The following is a 20039-nucleotide window of genomic DNA, read 5'->3' as shown; positions in this document are numbered from 1 at the left end:
CCACGAAGGCATGCCCCGAAGGTCAGACCGTTATCCCTCTGATACCGACAGCGCCACCGTACGGAAACCCATGTTCCCCGTCGATGAGTCCGGCGTGTTCGACGAGCGGGCCGCGTTGCGGTACCGATTGCAGTAGGAATCGTGGCACAGGTACGACCCCCCGCGGATCACCCGGGACGTCCCCAGCGACGGCCCGCGCGGGTCGTCCACCGGCGACTGGGCGTAGTAGCGCGGCGAGAACCAGTCCGCGCACCACTCCCAGACGTTGCCCACGCTCTGGTGGACGCCGTAGTCGTTGGGCGGGAACGCCAGTACCGGCGCGGTGGTGACCCAGCCGTCCTCGGCGGTGTTGGTCGCCGGGAAGTCGCCCTGCCAGATGTTGCAGGCGAACTCCCCCGCGGGCAGCCGGTCGCCCCACGGGTAGCGCAGCCCGGCGCGCCCGCCGCGGGACGCGCATTCCCACTCCGCCTCGCTGGGCAGTCGCCGGCCGGCCCAGGCGCAGTAGGCCAGCGCGTCGTTCCAGCTCACGTGCACGGCCGGGTGATCGTCCGCGGCCGCCGAGGACGGGCCGCCGGGGTGCGCCCAGTCGGCGCCCTCGACGCCGAGCCACCACGGGGTGCCGGCCATCCGCCCGGCGATCCGGTCCGGGTCGGTGACCGCCAGGTGGAAGACGGCGGACCAGCCGTACCGCTCGGCGTCGGTCCGGAATCCGGTGCTCTCGGCGAACGCCCGGAAGTCGGCGACGGTCACCGGCGTGGCGTCGATGGCGAAGGGGCTCACCCGTACCGGATGGACCGGTTTCTCGCCATCCGAAGGATGGCCGTCGTCGTGCGCGTCGCCCATCGCGAACTCCTGGCCGGGCACCTCCACCTGCGGCACCTGGTGCGTACCGAGGGCGGAAACGGGCGCCGGCGCGTCCTCGGTGGACGTGCGATCGGACGAGGGGGTGCAGCAACTCATGATCGATACGATAGGTCGTCCAGGCCGCTCAGCGTCGGATCGTGGTCCACCGCGCCGACCGGGTACATCGACGTCATCCAGTGGTAGAAGCGGTCGTCCCGCTCGACCAGCAGGGTGTAGAGCCGCTGCAGCATCCGCTCGCGGACCGGCGTCATCTCCGGGTGGCGGTAGATGTTGATCAACTCGTCCGGGTCACGTTCCAGGTCGTAGAGCTCGTTCACCGACTCCGGGTTGACCACCAGCTTGTAGCGGTCGTCGCGGAGCATCCGCTGCGGGTACGGGAAGTGGTGCCCGTGGAACTCGCAGACGATGTCCGGCTGCCAGTCCGGGTGCTCGCCGCGCACCAGCGGCGCCAGGCTGCGCGAGTCGACGGCCGGGGCGGTGTCGACGCCGGCCAGGTCCAGGATGGTCGCCGTGCAGTCCAGCAGGCTGACGAACTCGTCGCGGACCTGCGGCGGCGCGCCCGGGATCCGGATTATCCCGGGAGTGCGGTAAATGTCCTCATACATCGCCGGCCCCTTGTCGTGCAGCCGGTGCGACCCGGTGAACTCGCCGTGGTCACAGGTGAAGAAGACCGAGGTCGCGTCAGAAATTCCAAGATCATCTACCGCATCGAGGATCCGCCCGATCTCGAAGTCGATCATCGACACGTAACCCCAGTACACCGCGATCAACTTCCGGGTCACCTCGATCGGCATCGAGTCGAACGTCCAGTGCGCGCTGTAGTTCCGCTGCACCGGCGGCTTCCCCTCGAACGTCTCCGCGATCGACTTCGGCAGCTCCACGACGGCCGGGTCGATCATGTCGAAGTACTCGTCCGGAACGATGTAGGGAAGATGCGGCCCGAAAAAGTGGGTGGCAAGGTAAAAAGGCCGATTTTCCCGGGAGTATCGCTGCAGGAGGTCGATCGTGCGCGACGCCAGGTAGTGCTCGAACGTGGCTTCCACCGGCTGTCGAAGCCGCGCCGCGAGCAGATTCCCCGGCCCCCCGTTCGGCAACGTGCCACGGATCCGATCGTGGATCTCGTACGGCGGAAGGTCGTGCTCCTTCAGATAGTCGAGGTAGTCCTGATGATCGACCGGGTTGTGCCACCCCGGCAGATGCGGCCCGTCGAAGCCGTAGTCCGCCGGCGTCTTGGCCGAGCTCGCGTGCCACTTCCCGAGCAGCCCTACGTGGTAGCCCCGCTCCCGCAACGCCACCCCGAAGGTGAACGCGTCGTCCGGCAGGTCCTCCTGATAGCCGACGTTGCGCTCCTGATTGGCGAGCACCTTGTGCCGGAACGGCGCCTGCCCGGTGAGCAGGCTGGCCCGGGCCGGCGTGCAGATCGCGGTCGGGGTGTACCACCGGTCGAACCGGGTGCCGGTGGCCGCGAGCCGGTCCAGGTTGGGCGTGCTGACGTGCGGATTGCCGTACGCGCCGAGCGTGTCGACCCGGTGCTGGTCGGTCATCAGGAAGAGGAAGTTCACTTCGTGAAGCCCGCGCCGGAGTAGTAGGTCGCCGGGTCCGGGTTGGACGGCAGCTTGCCGGCGCCCACGAAGTACTCGCCCATCGCGGTCAGCCACTTGGTGATCGTCCCGTCGGCGGTGTAGCCGTCCAGGGTCTTCGAGTCGAGCATCCGGCTGTTCGCCGCGTCCGCCTTGACCGCGTCCTCGCTCTGCTTGTTCAGGGCCGCGACCAGTTTGACGGTCTCGTCCGGGTGCGCGGCCCGGTAGTCCATCGCGTCGCGCAGCACCTGGATCACCTTGGTGGTCTTGTCCGCGGCGACCTCGTTGCGGCCGACGAACGCGGTCGGGAACGCCATGGTGTCCGCGAAGTCGGCGTCCTTGGCCAGCTCGACCAGGTCCGGCTTCCTGGTCTTGATGGTGGCGATCGCCGGGTACCAGAAGCCGGCCGCGTCGATCTGGCCGGAGCTGAACGCGGCGACGATGGTGGCCGCGTCCATCGGGGTGCGCTTGATGTCGGCGTTGGTCAGCCCGGCCTTCTTCAGTGCCAGGGTGAGGATCATGTCGCCCGAGGTGCCCTCCGGGACGCCGACCTTCTTGCCCCGGAGCTGGCTCAGGTCGGTGATCCCGGCCTGCCCGATCACCCGGTCGGCGTTCCCCAGCGAGTTCAGCGCGATGATCTTGGCCTTGCCGGACGCCGGCAGCCAGGCCGCGCCCGGACCGATGTAGCCGTAGTCCAGGTCACCGGCCTGCATCGCGGTGATCTGCAGCGGGCCGTTGGTGAAGACCTTGGCGCTCACCTCCAGGCCGTACTTCGCCCAGAGCTTCTGGTCGTTCGCGACGGCCAGCAGGCTTGCCCCGTTGAAATCCGCGATATACCCGAAGGTCACTTTTTCTGATGATTTTTCACCCTGGTCCTTGCCGCAGGCGGCGAGGCCGGTGAGCAGGGCGGCGGACAACAGTGCACGGCGTCTCACGTGAACGACTCCTGATGATGTACAGCGCTCCACACGCGATTGCGCAGAGCGGAGAATTCGGGACTCAAACGAATTTCTTCGGTACGGGGATGGGGCAGCTCCACGTCCACGATCTCGGCGATCCGCCCCGGCCGGGCCGCCATCACGACCACCCGATTGGCCAGGAAGACCGCCTCGTCGACGTCGTGCGTGATGAACAGGACGGTGCGTCTCTCCTGCTCCCAGGTGCGCAGCAGCTGCTCCTGGAGCCGCACCCGGGTCATCGCGTCGACCGCCCCGAACGGCTCGTCCATGAGCAGGATCGACGGGTCCACGGCGTACGCCCGGGCGATCGCCACCCGCTGCTTCATGCCGCCGGACAGCGTCTTGGGCAGCGCGTCGGCGAACCGCTCCAGGCCGACCAACTCGATGAACCGGTCCGCGATCCGCCGGCGCTCGGCGCGCGGCACGCCCTTCTCGCGCAGGCCGAACTCCACGTTCTTGCGGACGGTGAGCCACGGGAACAGCGCGTACTGCTGGAAGATCACGCCACGATCGGGGCCCGGGCCGGTGACCGGCTTCCCGTCGACCAGGGCCTGGCCACTGGTCGGGGTCTCCAATCCGGCCAGGATGTTCATCAGCGTGGTCTTGCCGCACCCGGACGGGCCGACGACGGTGACGAACTCGTTGTCGCGGATCTCCAGGTCGACCCCGCCGAGCGCGACGAACTCCTCGCCCTTGAGCGGGAACACCTTGCGTACCCCAGCGATGTTGATCATCGGGTCTCCTGCCAGGAGGTGAGCCGCCGCTCGGCGAGCAGCAGGAGCCGGTCCATGATCAGGCCGAGCACGCCGATGCTGATCAGCCCGACGAAGATGGTCGGCAGGTCGTAGTAGAGCTGCGCGGCCTGCATCCGGTAGCCGAGGCCCTGCTGCGCGGCGATCAGCTCGGCGGCGACCAGCGTCGCCCACGACGAGCCCAGCCCGATCCGCATCCCGACCAGGATGAACGGCGACGACGCCGGGATCACCACCCGGGCGAAGATGGTGTGGTCCCGCGCGCCGAGCACCCGGGCCGCGTTGATCAGCGTCTTGTCGACGTTGACCACGCCCTGCAGGGTGGCGATCACGCAGGACAGGAACGAGGCCAGGAAGATCACGAAGATCTTCGGCGTCTCCTCGATCCCCATCAGCACGATCGCCAGCGGGATCAGCGCCAGCGGCGGGATCGTCCGGAAGAACTGGATCCACGGCTCGATCAGCGCGCGGACCGGGGCGTACCACCCCATCAGGAACCCGATCGGCACGGCCGCGACCACCCCGAGCAGGAACCCGGCCAGCACCCGCTTCAGGCTGGCCAGCGCGTCCCCGGCGAGCGTGCCGTCGCCGATCAGGTCGATCGCGCGGTCCAGCACGGCCGGCGGCGCCGGGATGTCCAGCCCGGCGAGCGACAGCCCCCACCAGACCCCGATGCCGATCAAGACCGAGATCAGATTCAAGACCGATTTGGGTACGGCCATCCGCCGCCGCCCCCGGGCCGGAGTCGGAGCGGCCACCGTGGGGTCCGCCTCTACCAGCGTCATTCCGTGCTCCCGTCGAGGTTCGAGTAGCCGGCCAGCAGCGGCGACTGCCGGTACAGGGCGGCGACCGCGCCGCGCGCCCCGTCGTCGTCGCCGAGCCGGGCGGCCCGCACGACCGGCCCGCGGTCGGCCCGGCTCCCGTTGCCGGCCACGTCGTGCCCGGGCGGCACCCGCTCGGCGGCGACCACCTCGGCCGCCCGGTCCACGATCGCCGGGACGGCGCGCGGCAGGTCACCGCCGATCACGATCAGCTCCGGGTCCAGGAGCAGCGCCGCCGCGGCGAGGACCCGGCCGACCGTGTCGCCGATCCGGTCCATCGCGGCCGCCACCGCGGGCTCGTCCCGGCGCGCCGCCAGCTCGTCCAGGCCGCTCACCCGGGCCGCGGCCAGGGCCGGTCCGATCGCGGCGACCGTCTCCAGGCAGCCGCGCTTGCCGCACCGGCAGCGCGCGCCGCCCGGCTCGGCGGGCACGTGCCCGAACTCGCCGGCCGCTCCCCCGGCGCCCTCGATCAGCCGGCCGCCGACGATCAGGCCGCCGCCGATGCCGGCCGCGAGCCGGATGTAGAGCACGTCCCGCGCGTCGGTGGTGCCGGCCTCGGCGAGCGCGGCGAACCGGGTGTTGTTGTCCACGATCACCGGTGCCCGGAACGCGTCGGTGAAGGCGGCGGAGACGTCGGCGCGGGCGGTGCCGGCCGGGTAGGGCCCGGTCACCCCGACCCCGACGCCCTGCAGCGCGGACAGGCCGATGCCCTGCTCGCGGCCGAGCCGGTCGATCAGGGCCAGGCCGGCCCGGATCCGGGCGGGCAGCGACGTGCCGGCCGGGTACGGCGTGACCCCGCTCGCGATGATCTCGTGCGCGGCGTCGGTGACCACCGCCCGGACCCGGGAATGTCCCAGGTCCACGCCGAGGAACTGGCCGGACCGCGGGTCCAGGGCGAGCAGCTCGGCCGGGCGGCCGCTGCCGGCCCGCCGGTGCGCGTCGGTGGTCACCTTGACGATCGCGCCGCGGCCCAGCAGGTCGCCGGTGATCTCCGAGAGGGTGGTGCGGGACAGGCCCGAGCGGGCCGAGATCTGGGCCCGGCTCAGGGTTCCGTGCTCGCGCAGGATGGCCAGGACACGCTCCTCATGAGCGCGCCTGACCAGCGCGTGGACGCCTACTGTTGCCGACACGTGGCCACCGTAGGCAACCCGCAATTTTTCCGTCAACAATCCGGCAGAATTATCTCTTCAAAACCAGTAGGAAAACTTCCTCTGGATTCCGGCGGCGTGCGGACTGTGCCAATTCCGGACCCCGAGCGGGGCAGCGCGCTGGGTGATCAATTTGCCACTCTGTGCCGATGGCCGCAGCGCGTCACCGTGCAGAGATCAGCGAGCACCCCGGGCCGGCCGAGCCGGAACCGGTGCCACCGGGCCGTCCCCGATGGACCGACCCCGCCGAGTCCCGCCCCGGCCAGCTCACCTGGCAGCTCATCACCGTCTGGCTGCTCGGCGGCTGCGCCCCGTTCGTCCTCGACGGCGTCGCGCACGGCTTCGAGCTCGGCGGCCCGGCCTTCACCACCGCCACCGTCGCCATGCTCGTGGTGATCGCGGCCGGCCTGATCACCATGCTGTACCTGCTGGTCCGGGCCACCTCACTGGTCACCCCGCTCGGCGGCACCCGGCGCCGGCGGCTGCTCTGGGCCGCCCTGGTCGCCGCCGGCGGCGGGCTCGCCTGGCTGACCGGCCGCACCGTCGCCACCGCGCACGGCCTCGACGTGCTGCACAACGGACGGCTCGCGGTGCTGCTCGGCGGCGCCCTCGCGGCCCTGGTCGCGGCCGCGCTGACCCGCGGCTGGTGGCTGCGGGCCCCGGCCACCGCGGCCCTGGTCGTGCTCGCCGCCACCGGCGTCCTCGCGTTCCGGGACACCGGCCCGAGCGAGCTCGACCAGCGGCTGGCCCGCGCCGGCTGGACCCGGGACGCGGCCTGGCACCTCGACGTGCCCGGCTTCCGGCCGGTCCGGTCGACGTTCGGCCTGGCCGAGCAGGGCGACGAGTACGTGCCCACCGACCCGGCTGCGGCCGGCCGGATCACCCTGCTCACCATCGACGTCTCGACCGGCTGCCACCCGCCGCGCTGCACCGACCAGAACTACCTGCTGCTCGGCGGGACCAACCGGGCCAGCGTCTTCACCGGCGACACGCCGCGCGCCGCGATCATCCGCAACCACCACGTCCTGGAGCTGACCGGCAACCCGGACGTGCCCCCGGAGCTGCTGCGCCAGGCCCTCGCGTCGGCCCGCCCGGCGACCGACACCGAGCTCCTCGACACCCTGCCGGCCTACTCGCCGCGCAACCCGGTGGAGGCCGCCCGGGCGTGGCTGCGCCGGCACACGTAGGTCACCATATCGGTCATGAACGATTCCCCCGCCTCACGGATCATCCTGCAGTTGGGCGGGGTCTGGCTGCTCGGCGCCCTGCTCCCGCCGGCGCTGCTCGGCCTCCTGGTCGGCGCGATCCTCGGCGGCACCGGGGTGCTGCTCGTCCTGCTGGCGATCCTGGCCGGCATCGTGGCCGGCCTGACCCTGCTCGGCCGCGCCACCGCGCAGGTGAAACGCCCCCGGTCGAACCTGCTCTGGGCGCTGCTGGTCGCGGTCGGCGGCGGGATGCTGTGGACGCTGGGCTGGCGGGTCGGGGACGCGGCCGGCCTCGGCGTCAGCCACGGCAGCGGCCGGATCGTGCTCTTCGGCGGCCTGGCGTTCGTGCTGGTCGCGGCCCTGTTCGTGCGGCCCTGGCCGGTTCCGGCCGGCGCGCTCGCGGTGCTGCTCGCCGCCGTCGTCGCGGCCGGGATCGGCCTGCGCGGCGCCGCGCCGGACGACCTCGCCGAGCGCCTGGCGGCCTCCGGCCTGCACCGGGAGACGCTCTACGCGGTCCGGGTGGCCGGGTACACCCCGACCGGGGACCGGGTCTACGGGCCGGAGACCGGTGGCGCCGAGTTCACGCCCACCGACCCGGCGGCCGTGCCGCCCCTGCGGATCTACCGCGTCCGGGCCGAGCAGGTGGCCGCCGGTCAGCCACGGACCTGCGCCGACAGCACGGGCTCCGCCGAGTCCGCCGGGCTGATCCCCGGCAGCGTGCAGAGCTGCGCCGCGGAGTCCGGCGGGCTGCTCTACTACACGACCTGGGGGAACGAGCAGGTCTACCTGCTGCGCCGGGGTGCCGTGCTGCTCGTCGCGACCGGCACGGCCGGGGTGGAGCGGGCCGCGCTGCGCACCGCGATCCGGACGGCCCGGCCCGCGACCGCCGCCGAACGCACGCGGCTGCACGCCGACCCGGCCGACCCGCCGTACATCGCCGTGGCCCCCGGCTACCGCAGCGCCGGGATCGCCCCCAACCTCGGCACCGAGTACCTGCCGGCCGACGGCATCACCGGGCCCGCCGACGCGGTGGTGCGGCTGCACTTTCAATACGGGGGCCGGGAGCAGATCTGTTTCGGTCAGACGCGGTGCACGACCGAGGCCGGCGGGCTGGTCTACTTCCGGTCGCCGGACCAGCAGGGCTACGCGGTCCTCGGCTCCGGGTCGACCGTGCTGCTCACCGGTGGCCTGGCGGTGGACCGGGACCTGCTCCGGGACTCGGTGCGGACCGCCCGGCCGGTCACCGACGCGGAGTTGCTGCGGACGCTGGCGCGACCGGCGCCGAAGACCCGGCTGGACGCGATCGGGCGGTGGCTCCACGACCACACGTGACCGGTTCCGCACGCTTGCTACGGCCGTACCGTCGCAAGCATTTGATCTTGATCTTCCTCGGGGAGCCGGGCGACCGGCTCCCCGCCGGCGCGTCACGCGAAGTGCGGGATGACCTCCTCGGCGATCGCCTGGAGCGGCTCGTGGTCGTAGGCGACCCGCGGGATGTAGGTGATCACGTAGTCCGCGCCGGCCTCGGCGATCCGTTCCACCTGCTCACGCACCTTGGCCACGCTGTCGCCCGGCTCCAGGTAGAGGCTCGTCGACTTGGTGATCCGGTCGTAGTCGGTGCCCTGCTCGTCGCAGTGTTTCCGCAGCACGTCGAGCTTCTGCCGGATCACCTCGGGGTCGCCGCCGCCCACGTTGCAGGCGTCCGCGTACTTCGCGACCAGCTTCAGCGTCACCTTCTCGCCGCCACCGCCCAGCCACAGGTCGGGCTTGCGGCCGCCGGCGCCCTTCGGCTCGTTGATCGGCCCGTCGATCCGGTAGTGCCGGCCCTCGAAGACCGGGCGCTCCTCGGTCCACATGCGGTGCACGATCTCGACGGCCTCGCGGAACGCCCGCATCCGCTCCGGCACGTCGGCCCACTCGTATCCGTAGGCCTTCCACTCGTGCTCGTACCACCCGGCGCCCAGCCCGGCGTACAACCGCCCGTGACTGGCCACGTCCACGGTCGACGCGATCTTGGCGAACAGCGACGGCTGCCGGTAGCCGTTGCAGCCCACCATCTGACCGATCTTGACCCGGCTGGTGTCCCGGGCGAGCGTCGAACTCACCGTCCACGCCTCGAACGTCGAGTTGATCGTCGGCTCCGGGACGGTGTGGAAGTGGTCGTACACCCAGACGGAATCCCACGGGCCGGCGTCGGCCAGCTTCGCGACGGCGGTCATCGCCTCGTACTGCTCCACCGGGTCGTCGATCTCGACCAGATCCATCCGCCAGCCCTGCGGCACGAAAACCCCGAACTTGATGCTCATGCAACCAACCTATCCACTTGATCACCCACCCGCCGCTCCCCCGGCCGACCCTCCCATCCGCTACGACCGCAGCCCCGCCCGGCCACTTTCCCGCCCCGCCAATTCCCGCTCCGCGCTTTCCCTCCGCGTCCGCGCCCGTCCTGTTCCGGGCCCCACCACCTCGCGCCCCGCCACCTCGCGCCCCGCGTCCCGCCGCTTCCACGCGCTGCGTCTGCGTCCGGCCGCTTCCGCGCTTCGCCCCCTCCGCCGCCGGCACCGCTCCCGCCTGCAGGCTCTTCCCGGCACCGGTCCGCCTCGCCCGCCCTCGCCACATCGCCTTGGGCATCCTAGGAGGCTAGTCCGGAGGTTTGCCGTCCCGAGAGCGCCGGCGCCGGCCGTCCCGCGACCGGCGGCGGCGGCGGTGGCGGTGGCGGTGGCGGTGGCGGTGGCGGTGGGAACGGGTGCACGGTGGTGTGGAGTTCGGCTCGCGGGGGCGATTCCCGGAAACCGATCATGAGGTGCGTCACCTGCGGTTCAGTGAACGGCCATGGCCGCTTTTGCCATGGTTCCCTGCAGCGCTGCAACCGCCAACCGACCGCTGACCTGCATCGTCGCAGGGTTGACGCATTCTTGGGAGCGCTCTCCGTAACTTTCGGAGGCCGAACCGGAAGCGCTCCCACGGTAAAACCGCAGGCAATGCTTAACCGGTTAACACAAAACGGTCGGTTTCCAGCGTATTGAACTCACGGGTAGCCATGGCATGATTTCGGTGCCGGGCCCGGAAGTTGCAGACATTGCGCCCCGGCGGTAAGGAGCCCGCCCCCATGGTTGCCGGCAAGCAACGGGTCACCATCGCGGCCATCGCGGACGCCGCCGGCGTCTCCGTGCCGACCGTCTCCCGCGTGCTCAACGGGCGCTCCGACGTCTCCCCCGGGACTCGGGAGCTGATCGAGCGACTGCTGCGCGAGCACGATTATCGTCCTCGCAACTCTCGGCATTCCGGGCGAGCCCGGCTGATCGACCTGGTCTTCAACGATCTGGACAGCCCCTGGGCGCTGGAGCTGGTCCGCGGCGTGGAGGACGTGACCCACGCCGCCGGGGTCGGCACCGTGGTCTCCCAGGTGCACCACCGCACCACCGCGACCCGCCAGTGGCTGCAGAATCTGCGCGCCCGCGCCACCGACGGCGTGGTCTTCGTGACCTCCGACGTGGCCGAGCCGGTGCACAGCGAGCTGCACCGCCTGCGGGTCCCGGTGGTGATCATCGATCCGGCCGGCGGGGCGGCCACCGACGTGCCGACGATCGGCGCGACGAACTGGTCGGGCGGCCGCACGGCCACCGATCACCTGATCGGTCTCGGTCATCGGCGCATCGGGTTCATCGCCGGGCCGAAGGATCTGCTCTGCAGCCGCGCCCGGCTGGACGGTTTCCGCGCGGCGATCGAGGCGGCCGGGGTCCCGGTCGACCCGCGCCTGATGGAGCAGGGCGACTTCCGCAACGAGTCGGGCTTCCTGGCCGGCGGCCGCCTGCTCGACCAGCCGGACCGGCCCACCGCGATCTTCGCGTCCAGCGACCAGATGGCCCTCGGGGTCTACGAGGCGGCCCGCCGCCGCGGCCTGCGCGTGCCGGACGATCTGAGCGTGATCGGTTTCGACGACCTGCCGGACGCGTGCTGGTCCTCTCCCCCGCTCACCACGATCCGCCAGCCGCTGGCCGAGATGGGCGCGCTCGCCGCCCGCACGATCCTGCGCCTGTCCCGCGGCGAGACCATCGAGACCCCCCGGGTCGAGCTGGTCACCAAGCTGATCGTCCGCGAGAGCACGAAGTCCCTGGCCGAGACCACCACCCAAACCCCTACATAGACCGAAAAATCCCCCCAGGCCACAGCCCGCCGGCCACACGGAGCTGGGCCGGGCGGCCAAGCTCGGCCGCCGTGTTGGACTGCGGGCTGAACTGGTCCGAGAAACGCGGCCTCGGAGCCTCCGAGCCGTGCGGGGCGTGGCCGCGGGGCCGGGCAAAGTGGGCGGAACGGGCGCGCCCGTGGGGCCAGGCGCGGGCGGGCGCCGGGCGCGGCCCGTGGGGCCCAGCGGAGCGGGCGCGGCCCGTGGGGCCGGACGTGGCCATGGGCCGGGTGGAGCGGGCGGGAGCCGGGCGTGGCCGTGGGGCCGGCGCGGCTGGGCCACTGGGCTGGGGACGCGGAAGCCGGCCCGGGAAACGCGAAAGCCGGCCCGGCGGGTCACCCCGCCGAGCCGGCCACGACGATTGCGTCAGATCACTTGCCGAAGCCGGCGGTCAGGCCGCTCAGCAGCTGACGGCGCCCGACCACGTACAGCACCAGGATCGGCAGGGTGGTCAGCACGACCGACGCCAGCACCGCCGGGATGTTGATGTTGTACTGCCCCTGGAACGCGGACAACGCCAGCGGCAGCACCCGCTGTTCCGGGCTCTGGGTCAGGATCAGCGGCAGCAGGAAGCCGTTCCACACCTGCAGGCCCTGGTAGATCGTGACGGTCACCAGCGCCGGCCGGGTCAGCGGCAGCGCGAGGCGCCACAGCGTGCCCCACTCGGTGGCGCCGTCCATCCGCATCGACTCGAAGAGCTCCTTCGGGATGTCCCGGATGAAGTTCGACAGCACCAGCACCGACAGCGGGATCGCGAACGCGATCGACGGCAGGATGATGGCGCCGAGGGTGTCGTACATCTGAAGCTTGATGATCATCAGGTAGACCGGGATGATCACCGCCTGCAGGGGGATCGCCAACCCCATCAGGAAAACCGCATTGACGGTACGCAGGAACCGGCTCACCGCGCTGCCACGCACGACGGCGTACGCCGCCATGAAGGACACGACGACGGCCGGGCCCACGGCACCGACCGTGACGATCACACTGTTGAAGAAGTACCGGACGAAGTGGTTCTCCAGCACGAACCGGTAGTTCTCCAGCGTGGGCTTGGCCGGCGGGACCAGCGGGTTGGTGGAGAAGTAGTCGGCCTGCAGCTTGAAACTGGTGATCACGATCCAGTACAGCGGGACCATCACGATCACCAGCCAGAGCCACCCGGCCGTACCACCGAACCAGTTGTACTGCCCCAGCTTCGAGCGCCGGCGGGGCGTGGGCGGCGCGATGTGCGCGGCCTGCCCGCGTTTGCGGCTGTCGAGCGTGGTCGTCATCTCAGATCCCTTCCAGCTGGCTCTCGGTCGTGTCACGCCCGCCGAGCCGGCGCAGCAGCAGGGCCAGGCCCAGGCCGAGAAGGACCAGGATCACCGCGATGGCACTGGCCGGACCCATCTGACCGGTCCGGAAGCCGCGGACGTACATGTCGACCGCGAGCGCCCGGGTGGCGTCGGCGGGACCGCCGGCGGTGAGCACCCAGATCAGGTCGAAGAAGGTCAGCGAACCGACCACCATCAGCGTCGACGATGTGATGATCGTGTACTTGAGCTGGGGCAGCGTGATGCTGAAGAACTTGCGCACCCGCCCGGCCCCGTCGATCTCGGCCGCCTCGTACATCGCGACCGGGATCTGCCGGACGCCGCCCTGGTAGATGAGCGAGTGGAACGGGATCCACTGCCAGGACACCACGAAGATGACCACGCCGATGGCCAGGTTGCCCTCGCCCAGCCAGTCCTGCTGCAGGAAGCCCCAGCCCAGGCTGGCGCCGAGCCCGAAGTTCGGGTCCAGCAGCATCTTGTAGGTGATCGCGATGGCCGCCTGGCTGAGCAGCAGCGGGATGAAGAAGAGCACCGCGAGCACGCTGCGGTAGCGCGAGTGCGCCGCGATGAAGACCCCGAGCAGGATCGAGAGCGGGGTCTGCGCCAGCCAGGACAACGCCATGATCAGGAAGGTGACCAAGAGCGCGTGCGGCAGGCCGGGATCGGTCAGCGTGGACTTCCAGCTGTCCAGCCCGCTGAACGGGACGTCCTGGGTGAGGCCGCTCCACGACGAGAAGCTGAGCACCAGGACGCCGACGAGCGGTACGAGCCCGAAGACTGTGAACGCGACCAGAGCCGGCCACGCCATCCAGGAGACGGACGCGCTCCGCCCGCCGCGGGATGCGGCGGGCGGAGCGGACCGCACTACAGGCGGTGCAATGGTCATTTGCCGATGGTCGCATTCATGTTGGTGGCGAACTGCTGCGGAGTGATCTGCAGCTGGAACAGCTTCGAGATGTTCTGCAGCAGCGTCTCGGCCGAGGACGGGCTCAGCGCCTGGTCCCAGGACTGGCCGAAGTTCTTGGCCTTGCTGGACACGTCGTAGATGAAGTTGAGGAAGTCCTTGTCCGGCGAGGACGCCAGCTTGGCGTTCGAGCCCTGGACGATCGGGACGCCGCCCGAGTCGATCCAGCCCTGCTGCTCGGTGTCGTCGAGCATGCTGGCGAAGAACTTCTTCGCGGTCTCCTTCTGCTTGTCGGAGGCCTTGGAGGAGATCGACAGGAACTGCCCGGCGTTGCCGTAGACGTTGCTCGGGTCGCCCTTGCCGCCGTCGACCGCCGGGAAGGCGAAGTAGCCCAGCTTGCCGTCCTTGATGAAGCTGCCGCCGTCGGCCTTGATGATGCCGTACGACCAGGAGCCGTGCAGCTCCATGGCGGCCTTGCCCCGGTAGAGCAGCGCCTGGTCGGCGTTCGAGTCGGCGGTGACCGACGAGAAGCCCTTGACGAAGCCCTTGGCGTTGACGAGCTCCTGGACCTTGGTGAGCGCGTCGATCGCCGCCGGGTTGCTCCAGGCGTCCTTCTGGCCGTCGTAGGCGTTGTTGAAGATCTCCGGGCCGCCGATGCGGTCGAAGAGCATCTCCAGCCACATCATGTTCGTCCAGCGGGACTGGCCGGCCAGCGAGAACGGCGCGATGCCCTTGTCGTTGAACTTCGGCAGGATGCTCATCAGCTCGGACCAGGTCTGCGGCGGGTTCGCCACGCCGGCCTTCGCGAAGGCGTCCTTGTTGTACAGCACGATGATCGGCTGCACGGTCTCGGCCGGCATCGCGTAGATCTTGCCGTCGACGGTGGCCGGGCCGAACGAAGCCGGGAACAGCTTGTTCTTGACCGCCGCGTTCTGGGCGAACCAGTCGGTCAGGTCGTCGACCTGGCCGGCGTCGACGTAGCTCTTCAGGCCGCCGCCGCCCCAGCCCCAGATGATGCTGGGGGCCTGGCCCGCGCCGAGGGCGGTCTTCAGCTTGTCCTTGTACGTGTCGTTCTGGAACGTGGTGACCTTGATCTGGTTGTCCGGGTTCGCCTTGTTGAACCGGTCGACCGCGCCCTGGCGGATCGGCTCTCCGGGCGGGCCGCTGAGGAACCAGTAGCCGGCGGCGTCACCGCCACCGGAGCCGCCCTTGCTGGTGTCGCCGGCCGGACCGGAGTTACCGCACGCGGCGAGACCGGTGGCCGCGGCAGCACCCGCGGTCAGACTCAGAAAATTCCTGCGCTTCACGCTTTTCTCCGTACTCGAAGCAAGCCACGGCGAGCCGCGGCGGGTGATATAGCGATGGCGACGGCGGTCACCGAGTTCCGGAACTTTCGAGTGACAGCCGCAAATTAACGCGAGGTTTCGTTAACGTAGGGTTTCGCTGTGACAGGTGTCAAGACCCTTGCCGTAACCGTGCCCGGAGCGCGAGAGTAGGCAGCGTCGGCAGGGCTTTTCCGCCCGCCGGCGCGCAACCCAAGGCACCCGAAAGTTTCGGGAACCCTCCGGAGGAAAACGTTGACCACAGATCAGGTGACCCAGCCATGGCGCGACCCGGCGCTGTCCGTCGCCGACCGCGTCGAGGCACTGCTCGCCGAGATGACCCTCGAGGAGAAGGTCGCGCAGCTGGGCAGCCGCTGGGTCGGCAACGACATGGGCGACGCGCACGACGAGGGCTACAACCCGGAGGAGCAGCACAACGTCGCCCCGATGCAGGACGTCTTCGCGGCCGGCGGCACGGTCCCGCTGGAGGTCGCGGCGCAGCACGGGCTCGGCCACCTGACCCGGGTGTACGGGAGCGTCCCGCTCACCCCGGCCGAGGGCGCCGCCGAGCTGATCCGTCAGCAGCGGGTCGTGATGGCCTCCCGGCTCGGCGTCCCGGCGCTGGTCCACGAGGAGTGCCTGACCGGTTTCACCGCGCTCGGCGCGACCGTCTACCCGGCCGCGATCAACTGGGGCGCCACCTTCGACCCGGAGCTGGTCGAGCGGATGGCCGCCGCGATCGGGCGGGACATGGCCGCGCTCGGCGTGCACCAGGGCCTGTCCCCGGTGCTCGACGTGGTGCGTGACTACCGGTGGGGGCGCGTCGAGGAGACCATCGGGGAGGATCCCTACCTCGTCGCGACGGTCGGTTCGGCGTACGTCCGCGGTCTTCAGAAAGCCGGTGTGATCGCCACCCTGAAGCATTTCGCGGGCTATTCCGCGTCGCGCGGAGCGCGGAACCACGGCCCGGTGCCGATGGGCCGCCGGGAGCTGATCGATCTGATCCTGCCGCCGTTCGAGACGGCCGTCGCGGCCGTCGGCCGCGGCGGTGGCGGCGCCGGCTCGGTGATGAACTCCTACTCCGACGTCGACGGCGTGCCGGCCGGCGCGGACCCGTGGCTGCTCACCGAGGTGCTGCGGGACGAGTGGGGCTTCACCGGCACGGTCGTCTCGGACTATTGGGCCGTGCCGTTCCTGGCGCTGATGCACGGGGTCGCCGCGGACAGCGCCGGCGCCGGCGCGCTCGCCCTGGCCGCCGGCATCGACGTCGAGCTGCCGGACACCATCGGGTACGGCGCCGGCCTGGTCGAGCGGGTCCGCCGCGGCGAGGTGCCGGAGGAGCTGGTCGACCGGGCCGCCCGCCGCCTGCTCGTCCAGAAGGCCGAGCTGGGTCTGCTCGACCCGGGCTGGACGCCGGAGCAGTCGGTGCTCGCCGCCGAGCTCACCGACCTGAACGCGCCGGAGAACCAGCAGATCGCGATCGACCTGGCGGAACGCTCGATCATCCTGCTGGAGACGGGCAGCGCGCTGCCGGTCACCGAGCCGTTCCGGATCGCCGCGATCGGCCCGTGCGCCGACGACGCCCGTACGTTCCTCGGCTGTTATGCCTTTCCCAACCATGTCCTCCCCCGCTATCCGCAGCTCGGTCTCGGCCTGGACATCCCGACCGCGCTGGACGGGCTGCGCGCCGAGTTCCCGGCCAACGAGATCACCTACGCCCAAGGTTGCGCGGTCGACGGCGCCGACCGGTCCGGTTTCGCCGGGGCGGTCGAGGCGGCCCGCGGCGCCGACCTGGCGGTCGCGTTCGTCGGCGACCTGGCCGGCCTGTTCGGCAAGGGCACCTCGGGCGAGGGCTGCGACGCCGAGGACCTGCGGCTGCCCGGCGTGCAGGCGGAGCTGATCGAGGAGCTGCTGGCGACCGGCACGCCGGTGGTCGTGGTGGTGGTCTCCGGCCGGCCGTACGCGCTGGGTGACCTGGACGGCCGGGTGGCCGGCCTGGTCCAGGCGTTCATGCCCGGGCAGGCCGGGGGCGCGGCGATCGCCGGCGTGCTCAGCGGGCGGATCCAGCCCAGCGGCAAGCTGCCGGTGCAGATCCCGCGGCACCCGGGCGGCCAGCCGGGCACCTACCTGCAGCCGATCCTGGGCGCCACGCACAGCGGGGTCAGCAACCTGGACCCGACACCGCTCTATCCGTTCGGGCACGGCCGGGCGTACACCACGTTCGAGGTGGACGAGCTGCGGGTCAGCGCGGACACCGTGCCGGTCGACGGCGAGTTCGAGGTGACCGTGCGGGTGCGCAACACCGGCGAGCGGGCCGGCTCCGAGGTGGTGCAGCTCTACCTGTCCGACCCGGTCGCCCAGGTCACCCGTCCGGTTCGCCAGCTGTCGGGTTTCCAGCGGGTCGAGCTCGCGGCCGGCGCCGGCGCGGAGGTCACCTTCGCGGTGCACACCGACCGGACCGCGTTCACCGGCCGTGACCTGCGGCGCGTGGTGGAGCCCGGCGACCTGCGGATCCTGGTCGGCACGTCGGCCGGGGACCTGCCGTGCCAGGCCACCGTCCAGTTGACCGGCCCGGCCCGACCGGCCGGCGCGGACCGCCGGCTGACCACCCCGGTGACGGTACGGCCGATCCAATCGTGACCGTTGGTCACGGTCCGCACCCGTGACCGGACACTAGGCTGACATCGTGCCCCGACCCGCAGCCGCCCATGAGTCGCCTCAGCGACTGGTGGGCGGCTTGGACGCGGAGCACGCGGCGGCACTCGCGCTGCAGCGCAGTCTGCTGCCGGCCCGGCTGCCGGACATTCCCGGCGTCGAGCTGGCGGCGCGCTACGTCCCCGGGCACGCGTTCGGCATCGGTGGCGACTGGTACGACGTCTTCACCCTCCCGTCCGGCTGGCTGGGCGTGGTGATCGGCGACGTCTCCGGCCACGGCCTGGCGTCGGCCGTCGTGATGGGCCGGGTCCGCAGCGCCCTGCGCGCCTACGCGCTGATCTGCGACGACCCGGCCGAGGCGCTCACCCTGCTGAACCGCAAGGTCCACCACTTCGAGGCGGGCAGCCTCACCACCGCGCTGTACGCGATGATCAGCCCCGGGCGGGACCGGATCGTGCTCTCCTCGGCCGGCCACCTGCGCCCGGTGCTGGTCCGCCCGGGCGCCGCCGCCGAACTCGCCGACATCCCGGTCGACCCGCCGCTGGGCATCGGCAACCGGATGCCACCCCGGCGCACCGGCACGGTCGCGTTCCCACCCGGTGCCGTGCTGCTCTGCTACACCGACGGCCTCATCGAGCGCCGCGACGAGGTGATCGACATCGGATTGGCCCGTCTCATCGGCCTCGTGAAGGCCGACAATGCGGAGAGGGTCTGCGCCACCGTGATGGCCGCGGGGGACACCGAACAGCCCGGTGACGACGTCGCCGTGCTGGCCGTGCGCAGACCTGCCTAACACACACCGGAAACACGGAAAAATGCCTCCGCCCCCTTGTTCGCAACGGAATCAGCGGAAAAGATGGGGCGGCATGCGCTGATCCCAACCTGGAGGCCGGATGACCGCCAAGAAGTCACTACACAATTTCGTCGGTGGCGCCGCGGTCGCGCCCGTCGACGGCCGGTACTCGGACCTCGTCGACCCGTCCACCGGTGAGGTGTTCGCGTCCGCCCCGGTCTCCGGCGCCGAGGACGTGGACCGCGCGATGACGGCCGCCGCCGCCGCGTTCGAGGAATGGCGCAACACCACCCCCAGTGACCGTCAGCGCGCGCTGCTGAAGTTCGCCGACGCGGTCGAGGCGCGGGCCGACGAGCTGGTCGCCGCCGAGTCGCAGAACACCGGCAAGCCGCTCGGCCTGACCGCCAGCGAGGAGCTGCCGCCCGCGGTCGACCAGATCCGGTTCTTCGCCGGCGCCGCGCGCCTGCTCGAGGGCCGCTCCGCCGGGCAGTACCTGAACGGTTTCGAGAGCTACGTACGGCGCGAGCCGGTCGGCGTCATCGCCCAGGTCACCCCGTGGAACTACCCGCTGATGATGGCGGTCTGGAAGATCGCGCCGGCGCTCGCCGCGGGCAACACCGTGGTGCTCAAGCCGTCCGACACCACGCCGGTGACCAGCGTGCTGCTGGCCGAGATCGCCGCCGAGTTCCTGCCGGCCGGCGCGTTCAACGTGCTCCTCGGCGACCGGGACACCGGCCGCGCCCTGGTCGAGCACCGGACCCCGCGGATGGTGTCGATCACCGGCTCGGTCCGGGCCGGCATGGAGGTGGCCGGCTCGGCCGCCGCCGACCTCAAGCGCACCCACCTGGAGCTGGGCGGCAAGGCCCCGGTCGTGGTCTTCGAGGACGCCGACATCGCCGCGGCCGCCGCGGACATCGCGGTCGGCGGTTACTTCAACGCCGGTCAGGACTGCACCGCCGCCACCCGGGTGCTGGTCGCGCCGGCGGTCTACCAGGACTTCGTGGCCGCCCTCGCCGAGCAGGCCAAGGGCACGAAGACCGGGCAGCCGGACGACGAGGACGTGCTCTACGGCCCGGTCAACAACGCGAACCAGCTGGCCCGGGTGGCCGGCTTCATCGACCGGCTGCCGGACCACGCCTCGATCGAGGCCGGTGGCGCCCGGGTCGGCGACCGCGGCTTCTTCTGGTCGCCGACCGTCGTGGCCGGCCTGCGCCAGGACGACGAGATCATCCAGAACGAGGTGTTCGGCCCGGTCATCACCGTGCAGCAGTTCACCGACGAGGACGAGGCCGTGCGCCTGGCGAACGGCGTCGACTACGCCCTCGCCTCCAGCGTCTGGACGAAGGACCACGGCCGGGCGATGCGGATGACCCAGCGGCTCGACTTCGGCTGCGTCTGGGTGAACTGCCACATCCCGCTGGTCGCCGAGATGCCGCACGGCGGCTTCAAGCACTCCGGGCACGGCAAGGACCTTTCGGTGTACGGCCTGGAGGACTACACCCGCATCAAGCACGTCATGCACAACGTGGGGGCCTGA

At 71.0% G+C, this 20039-nt stretch carries 16 protein-coding genes; 6 read left to right on the top strand and 10 right to left on the bottom strand.

What is annotated here, in order from left to right; genetic code table 11:
- Nucleotides 1–30: 30 nt before the first annotated feature.
- From L3i22_RS13565 to L3i22_RS13540, 6 genes are read right to left on the bottom strand one after another with little or no spacing between them, the layout of a single operon-like run.
- Nucleotides 31–960, bottom strand: coding sequence for a formylglycine-generating enzyme family protein (locus L3i22_RS13565; protein WP_221327313.1), 930 nt, complete (start codon nucleotides 958–960; stop codon nucleotides 31–33).
- The gene (locus L3i22_RS13560; protein ID WP_221327312.1) at nucleotides 957–2426 is read right to left on the bottom strand and encodes a sulfatase-like hydrolase/transferase; all 1470 of its coding nucleotides are present in this window, start codon (nucleotides 2424–2426) and stop codon (nucleotides 957–959) included. The genes L3i22_RS13565 and L3i22_RS13560 overlap by 4 nt, the downstream gene beginning before the upstream one ends.
- Nucleotides 2423–3379: an aliphatic sulfonate ABC transporter substrate-binding protein gene (locus L3i22_RS13555; RefSeq protein ID WP_221327311.1), complete on the bottom strand. Its 957-nt coding sequence runs from the start codon at nucleotides 3377–3379 to the stop codon at nucleotides 2423–2425. The genes L3i22_RS13560 and L3i22_RS13555 overlap by 4 nt, the downstream gene beginning before the upstream one ends.
- The gene (locus L3i22_RS13550; RefSeq protein WP_221327310.1) at nucleotides 3376–4137 is read right to left on the bottom strand and encodes an ABC transporter ATP-binding protein; all 762 of its coding nucleotides are present in this window, start codon (nucleotides 4135–4137) and stop codon (nucleotides 3376–3378) included. The genes L3i22_RS13555 and L3i22_RS13550 overlap by 4 nt, the downstream gene beginning before the upstream one ends.
- Nucleotides 4134–4940 (bottom strand): ABC transporter permease, encoded by an 807-nt coding sequence (locus L3i22_RS13545; RefSeq protein WP_221327309.1) that lies wholly within the window; start codon nucleotides 4938–4940, stop codon nucleotides 4134–4136. The genes L3i22_RS13550 and L3i22_RS13545 overlap by 4 nt, the downstream gene beginning before the upstream one ends.
- Nucleotides 4937–6106 carry an ROK family transcriptional regulator gene (locus tag L3i22_RS13540; RefSeq protein ID WP_221327308.1) on the bottom strand — a complete coding sequence of 390 codons (1170 nt, stop codon included), beginning with the start codon at nucleotides 6104–6106 and terminating at the stop codon, nucleotides 4937–4939. The genes L3i22_RS13545 and L3i22_RS13540 overlap by 4 nt, the downstream gene beginning before the upstream one ends.
- A 167-nt stretch (nucleotides 6107–6273) precedes the next feature.
- On the opposite strand from L3i22_RS13540, the gene L3i22_RS13535 reads away from it, so the two are divergent.
- Nucleotides 6274–7311, top strand: coding sequence for a hypothetical protein (locus tag L3i22_RS13535; RefSeq protein WP_221327307.1), 1038 nt, complete (start codon nucleotides 6274–6276; stop codon nucleotides 7309–7311).
- A gap of 15 nt (nucleotides 7312–7326) precedes the next feature.
- On the top strand, nucleotides 7327–8661 hold the full coding sequence (locus L3i22_RS13530) for a hypothetical protein (protein WP_221327306.1): 1335 nt from the start codon (nucleotides 7327–7329) through the stop codon (nucleotides 8659–8661).
- 92 nt (nucleotides 8662–8753) lie between these two features.
- Here the strand turns inward: L3i22_RS13530 and L3i22_RS13525 are convergent, their stop codons facing one another.
- Nucleotides 8754–9635: an LLM class F420-dependent oxidoreductase gene (locus L3i22_RS13525; protein ID WP_221327305.1), complete on the bottom strand. Its 882-nt coding sequence runs from the start codon at nucleotides 9633–9635 to the stop codon at nucleotides 8754–8756.
- 803 nt (nucleotides 9636–10438) lie between these two features.
- Between L3i22_RS13525 and L3i22_RS13520 the strand changes: the two genes are divergently transcribed.
- Nucleotides 10439–11476 (top strand): LacI family DNA-binding transcriptional regulator, encoded by a 1038-nt coding sequence (locus L3i22_RS13520; RefSeq protein WP_221327304.1) that lies wholly within the window; start codon nucleotides 10439–10441, stop codon nucleotides 11474–11476.
- Nucleotides 11477–11886: 410 nt separating this feature from the next.
- Here L3i22_RS13520 and L3i22_RS13515 read toward each other — a convergent pair whose 3' ends face one another.
- The 3 genes from L3i22_RS13515 to L3i22_RS13505 all read right to left on the bottom strand — a co-directional run bounded on the left by L3i22_RS13515 (nucleotide 11887) and on the right by L3i22_RS13505 (nucleotide 15039).
- On the bottom strand, nucleotides 11887–12786 hold the full coding sequence (locus L3i22_RS13515) for a carbohydrate ABC transporter permease (RefSeq protein WP_221327303.1): 900 nt from the start codon (nucleotides 12784–12786) through the stop codon (nucleotides 11887–11889).
- Nucleotide 12787: 1 nt separating this feature from the next.
- Complete coding sequence (locus tag L3i22_RS13510) at nucleotides 12788–13636, bottom strand: carbohydrate ABC transporter permease (protein ID WP_255658198.1); 849 nt, start codon at nucleotides 13634–13636, stop codon at nucleotides 12788–12790.
- A 74-nt stretch (nucleotides 13637–13710) separates the two neighbouring features.
- Nucleotides 13711–15039, bottom strand: coding sequence for an extracellular solute-binding protein (locus tag L3i22_RS13505; RefSeq protein ID WP_255658197.1), 1329 nt, complete (start codon nucleotides 15037–15039; stop codon nucleotides 13711–13713).
- A gap of 285 nt (nucleotides 15040–15324) precedes the next feature.
- Here L3i22_RS13505 and L3i22_RS13500 point away from each other — a divergent pair, with 285 nt between their 5' ends.
- The 3 genes from L3i22_RS13500 (at nucleotide 15325) to L3i22_RS13490 (ending at nucleotide 20039) form a co-directional block, all read left to right on the top strand.
- Complete coding sequence (locus tag L3i22_RS13500; RefSeq protein ID WP_370644460.1) at nucleotides 15325–17694, top strand: glycoside hydrolase family 3 N-terminal domain-containing protein; 2370 nt, start codon at nucleotides 15325–15327, stop codon at nucleotides 17692–17694.
- A 46-nt stretch (nucleotides 17695–17740) separates the two neighbouring features.
- Nucleotides 17741–18502 (top strand): PP2C family protein-serine/threonine phosphatase, encoded by a 762-nt coding sequence (locus tag L3i22_RS13495; RefSeq protein WP_255658195.1) that lies wholly within the window; start codon nucleotides 17741–17743, stop codon nucleotides 18500–18502.
- Between the two features lie 100 nt (nucleotides 18503–18602).
- Complete coding sequence (locus tag L3i22_RS13490) at nucleotides 18603–20039, top strand: gamma-aminobutyraldehyde dehydrogenase (protein ID WP_221327301.1); 1437 nt, start codon at nucleotides 18603–18605, stop codon at nucleotides 20037–20039.

Source organism: Actinoplanes sp. L3-i22 (assembly GCF_019704555.1).
In the GTDB taxonomy this organism is placed as follows: domain Bacteria; phylum Actinomycetota; class Actinomycetes; order Mycobacteriales; family Micromonosporaceae; genus Actinoplanes.
This window is presented reverse-complemented; position numbering and strand designations above follow the sequence as displayed.

Excerpts from the sequence above, each read along its gene's own strand:
- L3i22_RS13565 (WP_221327313.1), bottom strand. The coding sequence starts at position 960 with ATGAGTTGCTGCACCCCCTCGTCCGATCGCACGTCCACCGAGGACGCG.
- L3i22_RS13550 (WP_221327310.1), bottom strand. The coding sequence starts at position 4,137 with ATGATCAACATCGCTGGGGTACGCAAGGTGTTCCCGCTCAAGGGCGAG.
- L3i22_RS13545 (WP_221327309.1), bottom strand. The coding sequence starts at position 4,940 with ATGACGCTGGTAGAGGCGGACCCCACGGTGGCCGCTCCGACTCCGGCC.
- L3i22_RS13535 (WP_221327307.1), top strand. The coding sequence starts at position 6,274 with ATGGCCGCAGCGCGTCACCGTGCAGAGATCAGCGAGCACCCCGGGCCG.
- L3i22_RS13530 (WP_221327306.1), top strand. The coding sequence starts at position 7,327 with ATGAACGATTCCCCCGCCTCACGGATCATCCTGCAGTTGGGCGGGGTC.
- L3i22_RS13525 (WP_221327305.1), bottom strand. The coding sequence starts at position 9,635 with ATGAGCATCAAGTTCGGGGTTTTCGTGCCGCAGGGCTGGCGGATGGAT.
- L3i22_RS13520 (WP_221327304.1), top strand. The coding sequence starts at position 10,439 with ATGGTTGCCGGCAAGCAACGGGTCACCATCGCGGCCATCGCGGACGCC.
- L3i22_RS13515 (WP_221327303.1), bottom strand. The coding sequence starts at position 12,786 with ATGACGACCACGCTCGACAGCCGCAAACGCGGGCAGGCCGCGCACATC.
- L3i22_RS13510 (WP_255658198.1), bottom strand. The coding sequence starts at position 13,636 with ATGGCGTGGCCGGCTCTGGTCGCGTTCACAGTCTTCGGGCTCGTACCG.
- L3i22_RS13490 (WP_221327301.1), top strand. The coding sequence starts at position 18,603 with ATGACCGCCAAGAAGTCACTACACAATTTCGTCGGTGGCGCCGCGGTC.